Genomic DNA, 15,568 nt, shown 5'->3' on the forward strand with positions numbered 1-15,568 from the left:
ATTTTCACTTCAACTGCATGGCGTCAGCGCTTGGCCTGCACACCCACAGGCGCTGCCGCCAGCTGTGTGCGCTGCATCCACGACAGCACCGAATCCACCGTCACCGTCTCGATGCGGCCCGCATACCGTTTGTCGCTCGGATGGTCGTCAAACGCGATGTTGGCCGAGCCCACGCGCCCGCCCAGCCGGGTCAGCGGCCCCAGCTTCAGCGCCGTGGGCTCATAGCCCTTGAAGCGCAGCCACGCCTGGGCCTGCTCGCGGGTGCGCACGGTGGCGGGCTCCATGGCGAAGGCCAGGGTCTCCAGCGCCCACTGGTTGGACTGCTGGTACTTGGTGCCCCACGCGTAGCTGACCATGCTGTACGGCTGGGCGTGCAGCATGGTGGCGCGGCCGTTGTCGCTCAGCACCGGCAGCAACTGGGCCTGCACGGCAGGGCTGGGCACGGCCAGCACGGCCTCATAGCGCCACAGGTCGTCCAAAAAGAACTCGCCCAGGCCCTGGCGGTACACATGGCCCACGGCCGTACCGCATTCGTTGAGCTTGTGCGCCACGCGCCAGGGGCCTTCGGCCGTTTTGTAGGCCCAGCCAAAGTGCGAGTAGCGCAGGCCGTACTTGCCCAGGTCTTGCCCAGCCCGGCCCACCAGCACCACCGTGGCGCCGCTGCGCTCGTTCTCAGCGTCCAGCGCCTGCGAGGTTTGCGCCGCCAGCGCCATGCCGCGCTCGATCACCTGGGCGGTGACGGGCTTGCGCTCGTCACAAGCGCGGCCTGCGTGGGCTGGGGCGGCGCCCAGCAGGGCAGCACCGGCCAGCACCGCCACGCCCCACACAGTGAGGAGACCAGGCAAGGGGTTGCGCTGCGCGGGGGCAGGCATGGGAACGCAAGAAGTAATCATCGGGATCATGGTGTGGGGTGCCTTACATCCGCTCGTTGTGCAACAGGGCACGGCCGATGGCATTGGGCACAAAGGCCAGTGCCTCGCCCGCCACCGATAGCACCACACCAGTGCCGATCACACTGCAGGTCACGGTGGTGCCCACCGCCTGGGCCGAGGCCCCCACCCCGCGCCCGACCACCTCCACGCTGACCCGGGCGCCGTCAGAGGCCCGCTCCAGCACATACAGCGTGCCAGCGGCAGACGCCTCCACCGACTTCACCACCAGCACGGCGCCCGTCACCGACAGGGCCGCAGGCACGGCCACCACGGCCCCGGCCGCTGCCGAAGCCCCCCCAGCCACCGCCACCACCGAGGCCACTGGCAGCAGCGAAAGCACCGCTGACGCCTCGCTGTTCGCGTGGGCTGGCGCCACGGCCGTTAAAGCCAGTGCGCCCATCGCCCCGGCGGCCAACAGCACACGCGCCAGTGCCTGCTTCCACCGGGGGGCGGCCAAGGATGGGCTTGTCAGCGCCTGGCGGGGCAGGGCCACAGGGATGGCCTGAGAGACAACATGGCGGCGAAAGAGTCGCATGGGATGGGGGTGCTCCATGAAGGAGCCTGGGTTGAACACGGTGCGAATAGTGCCAACTCGTAACTTGCGTGTCTGCATTCGAACGTAACAGTGCCGGCCAGCTGGCCAAAAAGTACCGTTTTTTAGTACTTTTTCATCAAATCTGCCCATTTGAGCTACACAAAAGCGCTTCGCTGTCGGCAATACACCTACGCGACAGCCTGGCAACCGGGCTGCCCAGACAATGCCCGCGAACCCAGTGCGCCCCACGCACCCACCTCCCGTCCAGGCATCGCAGCCCTATTTTTGAACCCCATCGCCATGACCAAAACCTTTGACCTCATCGTCCACGGCGCCACCGGCTTCACAGGCCGCCTGGTGGTCGAATACCTGCTGCAACGCTACCCCGCAGGCAACGGCCTGCGCTGGGCCATGGGCGGGCGCAATGCCGACAAGCTCGCTGCCGTGCGCGACGAGCTGGGAGCCCCCGCCGACACCCCACTGGTCGTGACCGACACCGCCAACCCCGCCAGCCTGCAAGCGCTGATGCAGGCCACACGCCTAGTGTTGACCACCGTGGGCCCCTACCAGCTCTATGGCAACGAACTGGTGGCCGCCTGCGCCGCCAGCGGCGTGGACTACGTGGACCTGTGCGGCGAGCCCGCCTGGATGCGCCAGATGATCGACGCCCACGAAGCCACCGCCCAGGCCAGCGGCGCGCGCATCGTGTTCTCGTGCGGGTTTGACTCCATCCCGTTCGACCTGGGCGTGTTCCTGCTGCAAAAGGAATTTGCCCAGCGCTTTGGCCATGCCGCACCGCGTGTGCGAGGCCGCGTGCGCAAGATGAAGGGCACCTTCTCAGGCGGCACTGCCGCCAGCCTCAAAGCCACCATGGCCGCAGCCGCCAGCCAGCCCGGCGTGCTGGAGTTGCTGAAAAACCCGTTCTCGCTGACCCCAGGGTTCGAGGGCCCACGCCAGCCCTCGGGCCACAAGCCCATGGTGGACGAGGCCCTGGGCACGGTGAACGGCGCGGGCATCTGGGTGGCCCCGTTTGTGATGGCGGCCATCAACACGCGCAACGTGCACCGCTCCAACCTGCTGCTGCAACACGCCTGGGGCCAGGACTTTGTCTACGACGAAATGCTCATCACCGGCCCCGGCGAAAAGGGCGAAGCCATTGCCAACGCGGTGGCGGGCGACAAATCGATGGGCTCCGACCAAGGCCCCCAACCGGGCGAAGGCCCCTCGCGCGAAGAGCGCGAAAGCGGCTTCTACGACCTGCTCTTTTTGGGCACCGACACCGCAGGCCACACCCTGCGCGTGGGCGTGAAGGGCGACCGCGACCCCGGCTACGGCTCCACTTCCAAGATGATTGCCGAATCGGCCGTCTGCCTGCTGCAAAACGCCACCGCCACACCCGGCGGCATCTGGACCACGGCGCCCGCGATGGGCGATGCGCTGATCGCGCGGCTGCAGGCGAATGCGGGGTTGAGTTTTGGGGTGGAGGGGGCGGCCTGACGAAGTGAGGGGGGCAGCTGGTTCAAACCGAAACGGGGTTGCCCCGTATCAATGGCCCGAGGACGGCCTACAAAGCGCTATCAAACCAATAGCTTCTTGCGCTTGATTATCTCTGGCTGAATCCGCTTTTATTGATCCGGCACGAACCTACTTGAACCGTTCACTGAGCGCAGTCGAAGCGCCGCGCAAGGTTTCGACAAGCTCAACCCGAACGGATACCTCAAGTTCAAAGAGGCCTGCTCAATAGTTCGATTTTTTGGGAACAGACACTGGAAAATTGAAAGACAAGCCCGAGTCCAGCCCCCCTTTTTGTCCTTGTCGTCTGCGATAGAAGTGAGCGTCTCTTTCAGAAGATCACCTGCAGCTCACAAACTTCATGCTGACCTCACGCAGCGCCTCAAGACTTGCCGAACTTCACGCTTCGACATCTTGAAAGGTCACCATGATTCTCGCCCTCGGGATAGGGTTCAGTCTGCTCTGCTTGGCCCTCTTTGGGACGGCCGCCTTCTTCCTGGCCAAGGGCCTGGCCCGTGCGTTGGCCGCCGTGTCCCGCCGGTTCCTTGCATACACACCACCCGTTCCCGCACTGCGTGTTGCCTCCTGGGCCTGCGCCCTGCTCGTGTTGATCCTGGTGCCCATGAAGGGGTGCAGCCATTGGCAGGCCTCGTTGTATCGCCAGGCGATTCCACCCCAGTTCGGGCCGCTGGAGTTACTGCACCACGATGAGATCAGCAGCTTCAGAGAAGGCTGTGGATTTGCGATTTTCAGGCTGTCCGACAAAGACCTGGCGCGCCTACGCAACCATGGCCTGGCGCATCTTGAAACCGCCCGCCTGGGCCGGGATGGCGACCCCTACCACCAGTACAAGCCCTGGAGCGCCACACCCGCGCCAAAAAATGAACACCTGTTTCGTGGTGAGAGCTGCACCGACGCGCCGCCCGCTTTGCTCCAGCAAGCACAGCAAGCCGCTGACAAGAAAGGCGCCTTCTTCACCACCGGACATGAGCAGGATCTGGTAGTGGTTCCTGCGCTGGGAATACTCATCTATTCCTACAACGGGTGAGGGGCTGGAGGTGCGCTTTGCCGCTTCAGCAGGCTGGCATTGGCGCGAGTTCAGTCCTTCATTCCCCCTGAGAAAAGTAGAGCGTCAAGGCTTGCCTTGTGCCCCTCACCATCACAGGGCTGAGGTCATCGGCCCCAATGCAAGACCCGCAAGCCCCACAAAATTCGCTATGCAATTAATAGCTGCTTGCGCTTTAAATACGGCATCTACAGCCATTTTTCCCATATATTGCTTTCAACCTCTGTCTTGACAGGTCAAGCCGCAAGACCTGCGCCCTGCTGACCGACCAGCAACTTGTCCTGTTCTGACTGAAACTTGGCCGTCAGCGGCATCGCTCAGCCCTGCGCCCACGTACACAATGGCCAACCTGCCCTTGCGACCACCACCGCCCCATGAACCTCCCTATGCGCCCCCGTGATCTTTGCCTGGCCCTGCTCGTCATCGTGGTGTGGGGGCTGAACTTTGCGGTCATCAAAGTGGGCTTGAACGGCGTGCCGCCCATGCTGCTGGGCGCGCTGCGTTACCTGCTGGCGGCGTTTCCGGCGCTGCTGTTTGTGCGGCCACCCAAGGTGCCGCTGCGCCTGTACCTGCTGTACGGCATGACGATGGCGGTAGGCCAGTTTGCGCTGCTGTTCACGGCCATCCACATCGGAATGCCTTCGGGGTTGGCATCGCTGGTACTGCAGTCGCAGTCGTTCTTTACCCTGCTGCTGGCAGCCTGGTGGCTGCGGGAGAGTTGGCAAGGCAACCAGATGGCTGGACTGGCGCTGGCCGGGGCCGGGCTGGTGCTGATTGGCAGCGCGCACGGGGCCTCGATGCCGCTGGCGGGGTTTGCGCTCACCGTGGCTGCAGCGGCGCTGTGGGGGTGCGGCAACATCGCCACGCGGGCGGTGGGGCGCTATGGGCCGATGAACCAGTTTGCGTTCATCGTGTGGTCCAGCCTGGTGGCGCCGCTGCCTTTTTTGGCGCTGGCGGTGTGGATGGACGGGGCCAGCGCCGTGCTGGCCGCTGTGCAAAACCTCTCGCTCACCTCGCTGGCAGCGGTGGGCTACATCGCCTGGGTCTCGACCTTGCTCGGGTTTGGGCTGTGGACTTTCCTCATGTCCCGCTACCCGGTCAACCGCGTGGCCCCCTTCACGCTGCTGGTGCCCGTGGTGGGCCTGACCACGGGCTGGTGGGTGTTTGGCGAGCAACTGCTGCACGTGCACTTTGCGGGTGCTGGGCTGCTGATGGCCGGGTTGCTGGTGAATGTGTTTGGAGGCCCCGCCTGGGCCGCGCTGAAGGGGCGCCTGCGCGCTGCGCCCTGACGGCGCCACTTGGGAGGGTTGGCCGCAGGGGCGTTAAAGCGCCAACGGCAGCTCGGTGGAGGACAACACATTGCGCAGCACCATGAACGAGCGCACCTGCCGCACGCCCGGCAGGTAGATGAGTTGCTCTGCGTGCAGGCGGTTGAAGCTCTCGCTGTCGCGCGTGCGCACCAGCATGAAGTAGTCGAACTCGCCGGTGACCACATGGCACTCCATGCAGCCCGAGATCTTGATGGCGGCTTTCTCGAACTCTGCGAACGACTCGGGCGTGGACCGGTCCAGCACCACACCAATCATCACCAGCATGCCCGCACCCACGGCCTTGGGGTTGAGCAGCGCCACCACCCCATCGATGAGCCCCAGGCGCTTGAGCCGCTCCACCCGGCGCAGGCAGGCGGGGGCGCTCAGGTGCACTTTCTCGGCCAGGGCCACGTTGGACAAGGACGCATCGCGCTGCAGCTGGCGCAGGATGGCTTTGTCGGTGCGGTCCAGCTCGGCGGACACATCGGCCTGTTGCACATTCTTGGCACGAACTTTTGTTGCGCACATGGCTGTTTTCAAGAAATTTAGTAATGACTAATTTTCATATGAAAAACCAAAACACCGAAATTTGGAACAAATTCACAACCCATTGATTCAGGCATTTTTCTACGATGAAGGCACTGCAAGCCCGCTTGCATACCCCCTCCTTCCATCGACCGGAAACGCCATGAACTTGCAAAAATTCCCCCGCCACCCGCTCACCTTCGGCCCCTCGCCCATCACGCCACTGTCGCGCCTGTCGGCCCACCTGGGCGGCAAGGTGCACCTGTATGCCAAGCGCGAGGACTGCAACTCGGGCCTGGCCTTTGGCGGCAACAAGACGCGCAAGCTCGAATACCTGATCCCCGAGGCGATCGATGGCGGCTACGACACGCTGGTGTCGATTGGCGGTATCCAATCCAACCAGACGCGCCAGGTGGCCGCCGTGGCCGCCCACCTGGGCATGAAGTGCGTGCTGGTGCAAGAGAACTGGGTGAACTACTCCGACGCGGTGTACGACCGCGTGGGCAACATCGAGATGAGCCGCATCATGGGCGCCGATGTGCGCCTGGACGCAGCGGGCTTTGACATTGGCATCCGCCCCAGCTGGGAGCAGGCGATGGAAGATGTGCGCAAGGCCGGGGGCAAACCCTTCCCGATTCCCGCAGGCTGCTCAGAGCACCCGTACGGAGGCCTGGGCTTTGTAGGCTTTGCCGAAGAAGTGCGCCAGCAAGAAAAAGAGCTGGGCTTCCAGTTTGACTACATCGTGGTTTGCTCGGTGACCGGCAGCACGCAAGCCGGCATGGTGGTGGGCTTTGCAGCCGATGGCCGCGCGCGCAAGGTGATCGGCATTGACGCATCGGCCAAGCCAGAACAAACGCACGCACAGATCCTGCGCATCGCACAGAACACCGCCAAGCTCGTGGAGCTGGGCCAGGAGATCACGGCCGAGGACGTGGTGCTGGACACCCGCTACGGCGGCCCCGAGTACGGCCTGCCCAACGAGGGCACGCTCGAAGCCATTCGCCTGTGCGCCCGCCAGGAGGGCATGCTGACAGACCCGGTGTACGAAGGCAAGTCCATGCACGGCATGATCGACATGGTGCGCAAGGGCGAGTTTCCCGAAGGCTCGCGCGTGCTGTATGCCCACCTGGGCGGGGTGCCTGCGCTCAATGCGTACAGCTTCCTGTTCCGCAACGGCTGAGCCTGCCGCGGGCTGAACAGGCACGCCTTGCGCGTGCCTGTTTCACAGCGACCCACAGCACCGCCCCGACGGGAGCGGCCATCGCATTCCAACACTTGAATGGGAGTAGTGACATGGCAAAGGCAATAACGCGCAGGGGCACCTGTGCAGTGATAGCGGCAACGGCACTGGCAGGCTGCCTCACATATCCCGCAGCATACGCCCAAAGCTACCCGGACAAGCCTGTGCAGCTGGTGGTTCCCTTCCCACCCGGCGGTGCGGTGGACATGGTGGCCCGGCTTATCAACAAGCGGCTGGGGGAGCATTTGGGCCAGCCCATCGTGATCGAGAACAAAGGCGGCGCAGGCACCATTGTGGGGGCCTCATTTGTGGCCAATGCGCCTGCCGACGGCTACACGCTGCTGATCAGCTCGGGCTCCACCTTTACCGCCAACCCGGCGCTCAACCCCAAGCTGCCCTACGACCCGGTCAAGAGCTACGAACCCATTGGCATGACTGCGCGAGTGCCCCTGGTGCTGCTGGCGCACAAGGATGTTCCGATCCACACCCTGCAGCAGCTCAATGCCGCCGTGCGTGCCAACCCCGACAAGTATGTGTATGGCTCATTTGGCAACGGCACCACCGGGCACTTTGCCGCAGAGCTGGTGTGGCGGGCCCTGGGCATCAAGCTGACGCATGTGCCCTACAAAGGCAGTGCCCCGGCCATGAGCGACCTGATCGGTGGGCAGATTCCGTTTTCCATCGACACCGTGGCCGCAGCGCTACCGCAGATCAAAAGCGGAAAGATCAAGGCCATTGCCGTGACCGGTGCCACCCGTGCCACACAGTTGCCCGACGTGCCCACCGTGGCAGAGGCCGGGCATCCAGGCTTCTCGGCAGACTCCTGGCTGGCCATCGTGGCACCGCGCGGCCTGCCTGCCCCTGCGAGGGCCAAGCTGCAAAAAGCCCTGTCGGAAACCATGGCAGACGCTGAAGTGCGCAGCAAGCTGGGCGCCAGTGGCCTGGAGCCCGCTTATGCACCCGCGGCCACCGTGGCTGCGCGGATTGACGAAGAACTGCCGCGCATGCGGGCCATAGCCCAGAGCGCCAACATCCGCGCTGAATAAGGCGGGCACTGCCTGAACACGGAGCACGGGGGAACGCCCCTGTGCCCTCCTCCCTATTTCGGGCAGCTCAGGCCTGCAGCAACCCAGCCACCCGTTCGCGCAGCCCTGCGGGCTGCACCTCAGCGGCCGCCATCGCAGGCCCCACATTCAAGCCCACCCGGTTGAACAGGCCCCGGCGGAAGGGCTTGGCCATGGCGGTGCCGCGCTCCACGCGGCTGAAGAACGAGCCCCACAGGTTGGTCAGCGCCATGGGCACCACGGGGGCGTCCACACCGTCAGCCTGGGCGCGCTCGATGATCTTCATGATGCCGCCTTTGAACTCTTGCAGCTCACCATCCTTGGTGATGCCGCCTTCGGGGAAGATGGCCAGCAAGTCGCCCTCGCGCAGCACCTGCGCAGCGCGGTCAAACGCCGCCTGGTAGGTGGCGGGGTCGTCCTTTTGTGACGCCACCGGGATGGCCTTGGCCAGGCGGAACAGCCAGCCCAGCACCGGCACGCGGAAGATGCGGTGGTCCATCAGGAAGTAGATAGGCCGGGGGCTAGCGGCCATGAGCAGCACGGCATCGACAAAGCTCACGTGGTTGCATGCCAGGATGGCCGCGCCCGTGGTGGGAATGTGCTCGTCACCCCGCACCTTGAAGCGGTACACAAAGCGCGACAGCACCCAAGCCACAAAACGCAGCAGGTATTCGGGCACCAGCAAAAAGATGTAGGCGGCTACCACGGCATTGGCAATGCCGGTGAACAGGAAGACTTGCGGCACGGTGAAGCCCGCGCCCAGCAAGGCCCCTGCGATGACGGAGCTGCCAATCATGAACAGCGCATTCAGGATGTTGTTGGCCGCGATGATGCGGGCGCGGTGCGTGGGCTGGCTGCGCATTTGGATCAGGGCGTACATGGGCACGCTGTACAGCCCGGCAAACAGGCTCAGCAGCGCCAGGTCCAGCAGCACGCGCCAGTGTTGGTGTTGCGCAAGAAAGGCGGCAGCGCCCATCATCTCGGCCGCAGGCAGGCTGCGGGTGGCAAAGTACAAATCCACCGCAAACACGCTCATGCCGATGGCACCCAGCGGCACCAGGCCGATTTCAACGTGGCGGCGGCTGAGCACCTCGCACAGCAGCGAGCCCACGCCAATGCCCACCGAGAACACCACCAGCAGCAGCGAGGCCACTTGCTCGTTGCCGTGCAGCACCTCTTTGGCCAGGGCCGGAAACTGCGACAGGAACACGGCACCGAAGAACCACATCCAGCTGATACCCAACAACGAGCGGAACACCACCACGTTGCCGTGCGCCAGCTTGAGGTTGCGCCAGGTTTCGGTGAAGGGGTTCCAGTTGATAACCAAGCTGGGGTCGGTGGCCGGGGCAGAGGGAATGAACTGCGCTACCAACCGCCCTACCAGGGCCAGGGCCACGCAGCCCACGGCCACCGCAGTGTGGCCAATGCCAGGGATGGCCACCAGCAAGCCGCCTGCCACCTGGCCCAGCAAGATGGCCACGAAGGTGCCCATCTCGACCATGCCGTTGCCGCCCGTCAGCTCGCGCTCGCTCAGCACCTGGGGCATGTAGGCAAACTTGACCGGCCCGAACAGCGTGGAATGCAGCCCCATGAGGAAGGTGCACAACAGCAGCACCGGCACGTTGTTGGCCACAAAGCCCACGGCCGCCAGCGCCATGATGGCGATCTCCAGGTTCTTCACGAAGCGGATCATCCGCGTCTTGTCGAACTTGTCGGTGAGCTGGCCCGAGGTGGCCGAGAACAGCAAAAATGGCAGGATGAACAGCGCACCGATCACCAGCCCCGCCATGGTTGGCGGCAGCCACGACACGCTGAGCTGGTAGGTCACCATCACGGTGAATGCGAACTTGAACAGGTTGTCGTTGGCGGCACCCGAAAACTGCGTCCAGAAAAACGGGGCAAACCGGCGCTGGCGCAGCAGGGCAAACTGGTTGGGCTCTTCGTGGGCCGGGGGCGCAGGGTGCGCGGTGGGCTGCCCATGTTGGGGGGTCATGCGGTTCTCCTCGAGGCTTTTTGTGGGGTGGTGTGCAGTGCGCACGGTGTCACTGCCCACGTTGCCCGCCATTCTGCATGGCGCGGCGTGGCACGGGCATAGCGATGTAGCGGCTGTGGTGCAGACGCGCCATGGCAAACAGCACGGGCAAGGCAGCGCCAGCGGCCAGCAGGTGCTTGAGGGTGTGGCCCGACACCCACCCGGCCGTGGCTTCGTACACGGAATGGTCGGCCAGTTCCATCGCCTTGGCGGCGGCATACCAGGCGATCACGGCACCCAGTTGCAACGCCAGCGCGCCATGGCGGTGTGGCAGGCACGCCAGGGCCAGTACCACCAGCATGCCGCCAATTTGCACCACCGCCCAAGGCAGCAGGTTGCCCGTGTGCGCCCACACCAGCACGGCAGCCGGTGCGGCCACCAGCAGGCCCAGCGCCGTGGCCAGCCCGGCGCGGGGGCTGATGCGCCCCACGACGGCCAGCCCCAGCAGCCCGGCAAACGCCACCGACATGCCCAGGCGGTCCCACAGCAGGCCCGCATCGTCGGGCTGCCAGTGGTACCAAGCAGAGCCTGCGGTGGTCAACACCAGCCCCACAAAGAACAGCGCCGCCGTGGCGCGGGTGGCCAGGCACAACCGCAGGGCACCCAGGCGGCGCAGCCACACCAGCCCCCACACGCCCGCCACGGCAAACGGCAGGTTGCTGAGCACATCCAGCGCGCAGGGCAGGCCCCACCAGGCGCGCTGGTCGGCAAAGTCGTGCTGATGGGCACTGGCGGGCAGATGCGGCCCCCACACCGCCACGGCCAGCAGCGCGATGGCGGCGATGAGACATCCCCACTCGGCACGCTGCAGTGCAGGCCAGCGGCGGGTGGATAAAGGCAAGGAATGGACAGCGTTCATGGCAAGAGGCCCTCCCAGGGCGGCAACACAAGATGGAACGCAGTGTGCAAAGGCCCACGGGTTTTCCCCTCAAAAAGTCGCGCGCAGGGCTACCCAAAGCACTTCGGGTATCCATAATCGATACCCAATCGCCACAACCAAAGAGCCGCCCATGAGCACGACCGCCGATCTTGTTGCCGCGCTGAAAAAAGAGTTGAAGAACGCGCAGATGACCTATGCCGACCTGGCGCAGGCCTTGGGCATGGCCGAGTCCAGCGTCAAGCGCATGCTGGCCAAGGGGGACATGCCGCTGTCGCGCATTGACGCCATCTGCCGTGCCCTGGCGCTGGACTTTGCCGACCTGGCCCGGCGCGTGGCCGATGAGCAGCCGCTGCTCAAAGAGCTGACGCAAGAGCAGGAAGCCGCCGTGGTGGGCGACAAGAAGCTGCTGCTGATGGCGATTTGCGTGCTCAGCCAATGGACGCTTGAGCAGGTGGTGGCCACCTACCGGCTCACCGAGGCCGAGGGCATCAAGTACCTGGCGCAGCTTGACCGCATCGGCATCATCGAGCTGCGGCCGCTGAACCGCTACCGCCTGAAGCTGGCCAAGACCTTCCGCTGGCGCCCCCATGGGCCGGTGATGCATTACTTTCGCGACCATGCGCTGCTCAACTACTTTGCCGGGGGCTTTGACGGCCCTGGCGAAGGCGTGCTGCTGGTGCACGGCTCCATCAGCCGGGCGCTGGCCCCCGCCTTTATGGAGCGCATGCAGCGCGTGGCGCAGGACTTTGCACAGCAGCACCTGGCCGACCAAAAACTGCCCAGCCGCGAGCTGGAGGGCTACACGGTGCTACTGGCCATGCGCAGCTGGGAGTTTGATGTGTTTGCCAGCATGCGCCGCATGGCGGGCTGATGGCCTGATGCCTCTACACAATCACTATTAATTTGATAGCTGCCAGCGCTTTATTCATAAGCGCTACAACCCAAAATATCTCAAATATGCCCGCTACACAGCCACGCCCGCCCGTTCAGACAACGCAGGTGCCACCTGGCACGGCCATCCATGCCAGCCTGCCCGCCGCACAGTTTTACGACGCCTATCAGGTGGCCGACCCGGCCCCAGCCCGCAGCGCCTTGCAGACCTGGCTGGACCTGGTCGCCCAAACACCGCGCTGGACACAGCACCTGATGGCGGCACGCAACCGGCTGGTACGCATGGTCGGACTCAAGGACCTGGGGCAGTTGCACGACAGGCACCCCACCGCAACAGGCCAACTCTCGCGGAACGCCAGCGATTACCAAGTGGGGGATCGGGTGGGCATCTTCCTCATCCGCCACCTCAGTGACACCGAGGTGGTGATGGGCCAGGACGACAAGCACCTGGACGTGCAGGTGTCCCTGCACAAATACGCCCCCGCCGGGCAAGCCCCCATGGTGGTGGTCAGCTCGGTGGTGCACATACACAACGCGCTGGGGCATGCCTACATGGCGGTGGTCAAGCCTTTTCACCGGCGCATCGTGCGGGCCATGCTGGGGCGGCTGCAGTAGGCGCGGCACATTCCGTCACAACACTTCGCACTGCGCCTACAAACGCTTGACGTACCAGCGGCACCATGAAGGCTCCGGTTCTGAGAACCTGTTCTGAAGGAGCAAACACCATGGCACACACAGCCCGCAACCCGCGCAATGCCCTCAATGCACTCACGGCCGCAGCGCTGGCCCTGCTCAGCCTGTGCACCCTGGCCCCCGCACACGCGCAGAGCACAGCCGTGGTGGTTCAAGCAGGCAACGTACAGGTGCAGTACACCCAGGCACCGCCGCCGCCCCGGCACGAAGCCACACCCCGCCCCCGGAGCGGCATGGCCTGGGTGCCAGGGCACTGGGAATGGCGCGGCCACCGCCATGTGTGGATGGGTGGACACTGGGTCAAAGCCCGCCCGGGCTACCACTACCGCCCGGTGCAATGGCAAGAGCGCGATGGCCGCTGGCACATGCAGCCCGGCGGTTGGGACCGTGATGGCGATGGCATCCCCAACCGCTACGACAAAGACAAGGATGGCGACGGCATTGGCAACCGCCATGACCGCGACCGGGACGGTGACGGAGTGCCCAACCGGCATGACCGCCGCCCAGACAATGGGCACCGTTATTGAGAGTAGGCCTTGCGCCCGGCCTTGGCAGGGCGCCTCACCGGGTCACAACAGAGGCGCCCCATAGGCCCTCGCAGCCCGTTGCTTGGTCAGTTCAGCCCCACCGAACTACGCAATGCAACGCAGCTCTGCGCGCCCCACCCCGCCCAGCTCGGCCACCACCACGGCCCCCGGGGCCACCAGCAGGTTGCCGGTGCACGAACCCGTAGTCACCCACTGGCCTGCGCGCAGGCCTCCCAGGCTGTGGGCGCCCTCGTTGGCCAGCCACACCAGCAGGCGCAGCGGGTCGCCCGCCGGGTTGCCCCAGGCGGCGCGCTGCACAGCCAGGGCGCCATTCACCCACAGGCCCACGGGCAGTGTCAGCGGGTCCAGGGCCGCCAGGTCTGCCGGGCTGGTGAGGCCGCTGCCCACCACCAGCGCGCCGTGGCTGCCCTGGTCGGCCAGGCGGCTCCAGGCGCTTTGCACGCCCCAGGCGGCGTAGCGGGTGTCGCACACTTCAATGGCGGCGCGGGCAGAGCACATGGCCGCAAGCACCTCGGCACGCGAGTAAGGCTGTGCACGCGGGGGCAGGTCGGTGCCCAGCTCATAGACCAGTTCGGCCTCCACCCCAATGACCACGTTGCCACCGCAAGGCAGCGCCTGCGCTTGCCCCTGCGCGCAGACCCACACCGAGTCTTGCGTGAGCGCGCCCCGCGAGGGCTGTGAATCAGGCGAGGAGGCGCCCACCTTCCAGCCCACCACGGCACCCCGCGCTTGCACCACAGCGTCTTGCACCGCGTAGGCCTGCGCGGCGTTTTGGGGCTGGAGCGCAGCGGGCAAGTCCAGCGGCCGGGGGCCTTGGCCCAGGCGCGCCTGCGTAATCACGGCGGCACTGGCCTGGGCATCAAAGGGGGCGAGCACGGCAGATTCAGAGGTCATTGCAAAAATCTTTCAACAGTGGATTGCGCAGTGGGCTACGGTCAGGGGCTTGGCGCGGGGATTGTCTGGACATCGCCAGGCACCGGGTTGTGGCCCCACTCAAGCGTCGGTGAACACCGTGAGCACACCGGTGTAGCCATACAGGTGGTGGTGCGCAATTTCGCCGCCCGCAAAAAAGCCGACCAGGGGCACATCGCCCAGCGCGTGGCGCACGATGTGCAGCTCGGCACTGGGGCCGCCAAAGTGCGGGCCGCCCCGGCCAGAGCAGCTCACGTAAATGGCGCCCCGGATGGAGCGCCCCGCCAGCGACGGCGTGTCTGCCAGCCCATTCGTGCCGGGGGCGGGGGCCGCTGTGCCAGCGGCATCGGCATCGGCATTACGGACGCCCCCCTCTGCCAGCGGTACATGCTCTAGTTCCTCGGGCGATAGTTCTTCGCGGATTTCGGCGCAGATGCGCATCAAATCGGCCCGCGCCGCCGCCACATTGCGCTGGCAAAACGCCAGGTGCATGCCCGCCTGCACCGGCTCGGCCAGGGCCACGCCACGGCGGCCGCCATCGAGCCCCACGATGTGGCGCACCCGCGTGTCGGTGCCAAAGTGGCCGGTGCGCTGGCGCCCCATGGGCTGGGCGCCCGCATCGACCAGCCCGGCCAGCGTAGCGCGCACCCGCCGCAGCGCGGGCTGCGGGTCGCCACCGTCCAGCGTCACTTGCAGGGTGTCCAGCAGCACGTCCAGTGCGGGCTCGTGGTCCAGCTCCAGCACCACGTTGTCGTTGGCTGCGGTGATGGTGCGCAGGGCGCCCACGGGCTGACAGCCTTGGGTCACGCGCGAGAGCAAGGGCACGCGGGGGCCAAAGGCCACGCCCGAAAGGCCCCCATCAAACACCCCGCTGGCCGCCCCCTGCCCGGCCATGTTGCCATTGCCCGCCACAGCAAATTGCACGCTGGCTGCGCGGCTAGCGCTCAAGCCGCCAAAGAGGTAACCCGTTTCGGTGCGGCCCGCCATTTCGTGCAGCAGCTCGGCCAGCTCGGGCGTATGCCCGTCAGCGTGCACCAGCGCCGTCTGGGCCACAAAGCCGCTGGCCGGGTGGCGCGGCAGCGGCGCCACGCCCGAGAACACGCGGTATTGGTCTGCAGGCACATCGAGCAGCATGACCGACAGCGCAGGCTCGTCAAAGTACTCGGCGTTGTGGGCCGACACGCCGACGCCCACGGTGCCGCTCCAGTCGGTCACCTCGGGCAGCTCGCTGGCCAGGTAGTCGAGCAGCGCGCGTGCCTCGTTGGCGTAATGGTCGGTGATGTACAGCAGCCCCAGGGTGGGCGCGGCGGCGTAAGCGGGCAGCGCCATTTGTGCACGCAACTGCGCCAGCACCAGCGCTGCCGCCATGCGCCACTGGGGATGGGTGGCGTGGCCTGTAGGAAAGAGGGTCATAGTGCAACGACTTTA

The 15,568-nt window shown here is 65.5% G+C and carries 15 protein-coding genes; 8 read left to right on the plus strand and 7 right to left on the minus strand.

Annotated features, from left to right (window positions below):
- Positions 1-23: 23 nt before the first annotated feature.
- Positions 24-872 carry a DUF2145 domain-containing protein gene (locus C8C98_RS05260; protein WP_233574460.1) on the minus strand — a complete coding sequence of 283 codons (849 nt, stop codon included), beginning with the start codon at positions 870-872 and terminating at the stop codon, positions 24-26.
- 43 nt (positions 873-915) lie between these two features.
- Positions 916-1,332 (minus strand): hypothetical protein, encoded by a 417-nt coding sequence (locus tag C8C98_RS05265; RefSeq protein WP_121456046.1) that lies wholly within the window; start codon positions 1,330-1,332, stop codon positions 916-918.
- A gap of 435 nt (positions 1,333-1,767) precedes the next feature.
- Between C8C98_RS05265 and C8C98_RS05270 the strand changes: the two genes are divergently transcribed.
- The 3 genes from C8C98_RS05270 to C8C98_RS05280 all read left to right on the plus strand — a co-directional run bounded on the left by C8C98_RS05270 (position 1,768) and on the right by C8C98_RS05280 (position 5,334).
- The gene (locus tag C8C98_RS05270; protein WP_121453420.1) at positions 1,768-2,964 is read left to right on the plus strand and encodes a trans-acting enoyl reductase family protein; all 1,197 of its coding nucleotides are present in this window, start codon (positions 1,768-1,770) and stop codon (positions 2,962-2,964) included.
- A gap of 442 nt (positions 2,965-3,406) precedes the next feature.
- Positions 3,407-4,027, plus strand: a complete 621-nt coding sequence (locus tag C8C98_RS05275) for a hypothetical protein (protein WP_121453421.1) — start codon at positions 3,407-3,409, stop codon at positions 4,025-4,027.
- Positions 4,028-4,431: 404 nt separating this feature from the next.
- A complete protein-coding gene (locus C8C98_RS05280) occupies positions 4,432-5,334 on the plus strand; it encodes an EamA family transporter (RefSeq protein ID WP_199726640.1) in 903 nt (300 codons plus the stop codon).
- Between the two features lie 33 nt (positions 5,335-5,367).
- Here the strand turns inward: C8C98_RS05280 and C8C98_RS05285 are convergent, their stop codons facing one another.
- Positions 5,368-5,883 (minus strand): Lrp/AsnC family transcriptional regulator, encoded by a 516-nt coding sequence (locus tag C8C98_RS05285; protein ID WP_099656856.1) that lies wholly within the window; start codon positions 5,881-5,883, stop codon positions 5,368-5,370.
- 160 nt (positions 5,884-6,043) lie between these two features.
- Here C8C98_RS05285 and C8C98_RS05290 point away from each other — a divergent pair, with 160 nt between their 5' ends.
- The gene (locus C8C98_RS05290; RefSeq protein ID WP_121453423.1) at positions 6,044-7,060 is read left to right on the plus strand and encodes a 1-aminocyclopropane-1-carboxylate deaminase; all 1,017 of its coding nucleotides are present in this window, start codon (positions 6,044-6,046) and stop codon (positions 7,058-7,060) included.
- A 113-nt stretch (positions 7,061-7,173) separates the two neighbouring features.
- On the plus strand, positions 7,174-8,166 hold the full coding sequence (locus tag C8C98_RS05295; RefSeq protein ID WP_121453424.1) for a tripartite tricarboxylate transporter substrate binding protein: 993 nt from the start codon (positions 7,174-7,176) through the stop codon (positions 8,164-8,166).
- Positions 8,167-8,233: 67 nt separating this feature from the next.
- Here C8C98_RS05295 and C8C98_RS05300 read toward each other — a convergent pair whose 3' ends face one another.
- Together C8C98_RS05300 and C8C98_RS05305 are read right to left on the minus strand one after the other, a co-directional pair.
- Positions 8,234-10,177, minus strand: a complete 1,944-nt coding sequence (locus tag C8C98_RS05300; RefSeq protein ID WP_121456047.1) for an MFS transporter — start codon at positions 10,175-10,177, stop codon at positions 8,234-8,236.
- A 49-nt stretch (positions 10,178-10,226) separates the two neighbouring features.
- Entirely contained in the window at positions 10,227-11,075 is an 849-nt protein-coding gene (locus C8C98_RS05305) for a hypothetical protein (RefSeq protein ID WP_199726553.1), read from the minus strand.
- Between the two features lie 151 nt (positions 11,076-11,226).
- Here C8C98_RS05305 and C8C98_RS05310 point away from each other — a divergent pair, with 151 nt between their 5' ends.
- The 3 genes from C8C98_RS05310 to C8C98_RS05320 all read left to right on the plus strand — a co-directional run bounded on the left by C8C98_RS05310 (position 11,227) and on the right by C8C98_RS05320 (position 13,207).
- Positions 11,227-11,967, plus strand: coding sequence for a helix-turn-helix transcriptional regulator (locus C8C98_RS05310; protein WP_121453425.1), 741 nt, complete (start codon positions 11,227-11,229; stop codon positions 11,965-11,967).
- 86 nt (positions 11,968-12,053) lie between these two features.
- On the plus strand, positions 12,054-12,602 hold the full coding sequence (locus tag C8C98_RS05315; protein ID WP_121453426.1) for a DUF2867 domain-containing protein: 549 nt from the start codon (positions 12,054-12,056) through the stop codon (positions 12,600-12,602).
- Positions 12,603-12,712: 110 nt separating this feature from the next.
- Entirely contained in the window at positions 12,713-13,207 is a 495-nt protein-coding gene (locus C8C98_RS05320; protein ID WP_121453427.1) for a YXWGXW repeat-containing protein, read from the plus strand.
- A 105-nt stretch (positions 13,208-13,312) separates the two neighbouring features.
- Here C8C98_RS05320 and C8C98_RS05325 read toward each other — a convergent pair whose 3' ends face one another.
- The gene (locus C8C98_RS05325) at positions 13,313-14,122 is read right to left on the minus strand and encodes a 2-keto-4-pentenoate hydratase (protein ID WP_121453428.1); all 810 of its coding nucleotides are present in this window, start codon (positions 14,120-14,122) and stop codon (positions 13,313-13,315) included.
- Between the two features lie 99 nt (positions 14,123-14,221).
- A complete protein-coding gene (locus C8C98_RS05330) occupies positions 14,222-15,553 on the minus strand; it encodes an FIST N-terminal domain-containing protein (RefSeq protein WP_121453429.1) in 1,332 nt (443 codons plus the stop codon).
- Positions 15,554-15,568: the final 15 nt, after the last annotated feature.

Origin of the sequence: Acidovorax sp. 106, assembly GCF_003663825.1 — a bacterium.
Taxonomy (GTDB): Bacteria; Pseudomonadota; Gammaproteobacteria; order Burkholderiales; family Burkholderiaceae_C; genus Acidovorax.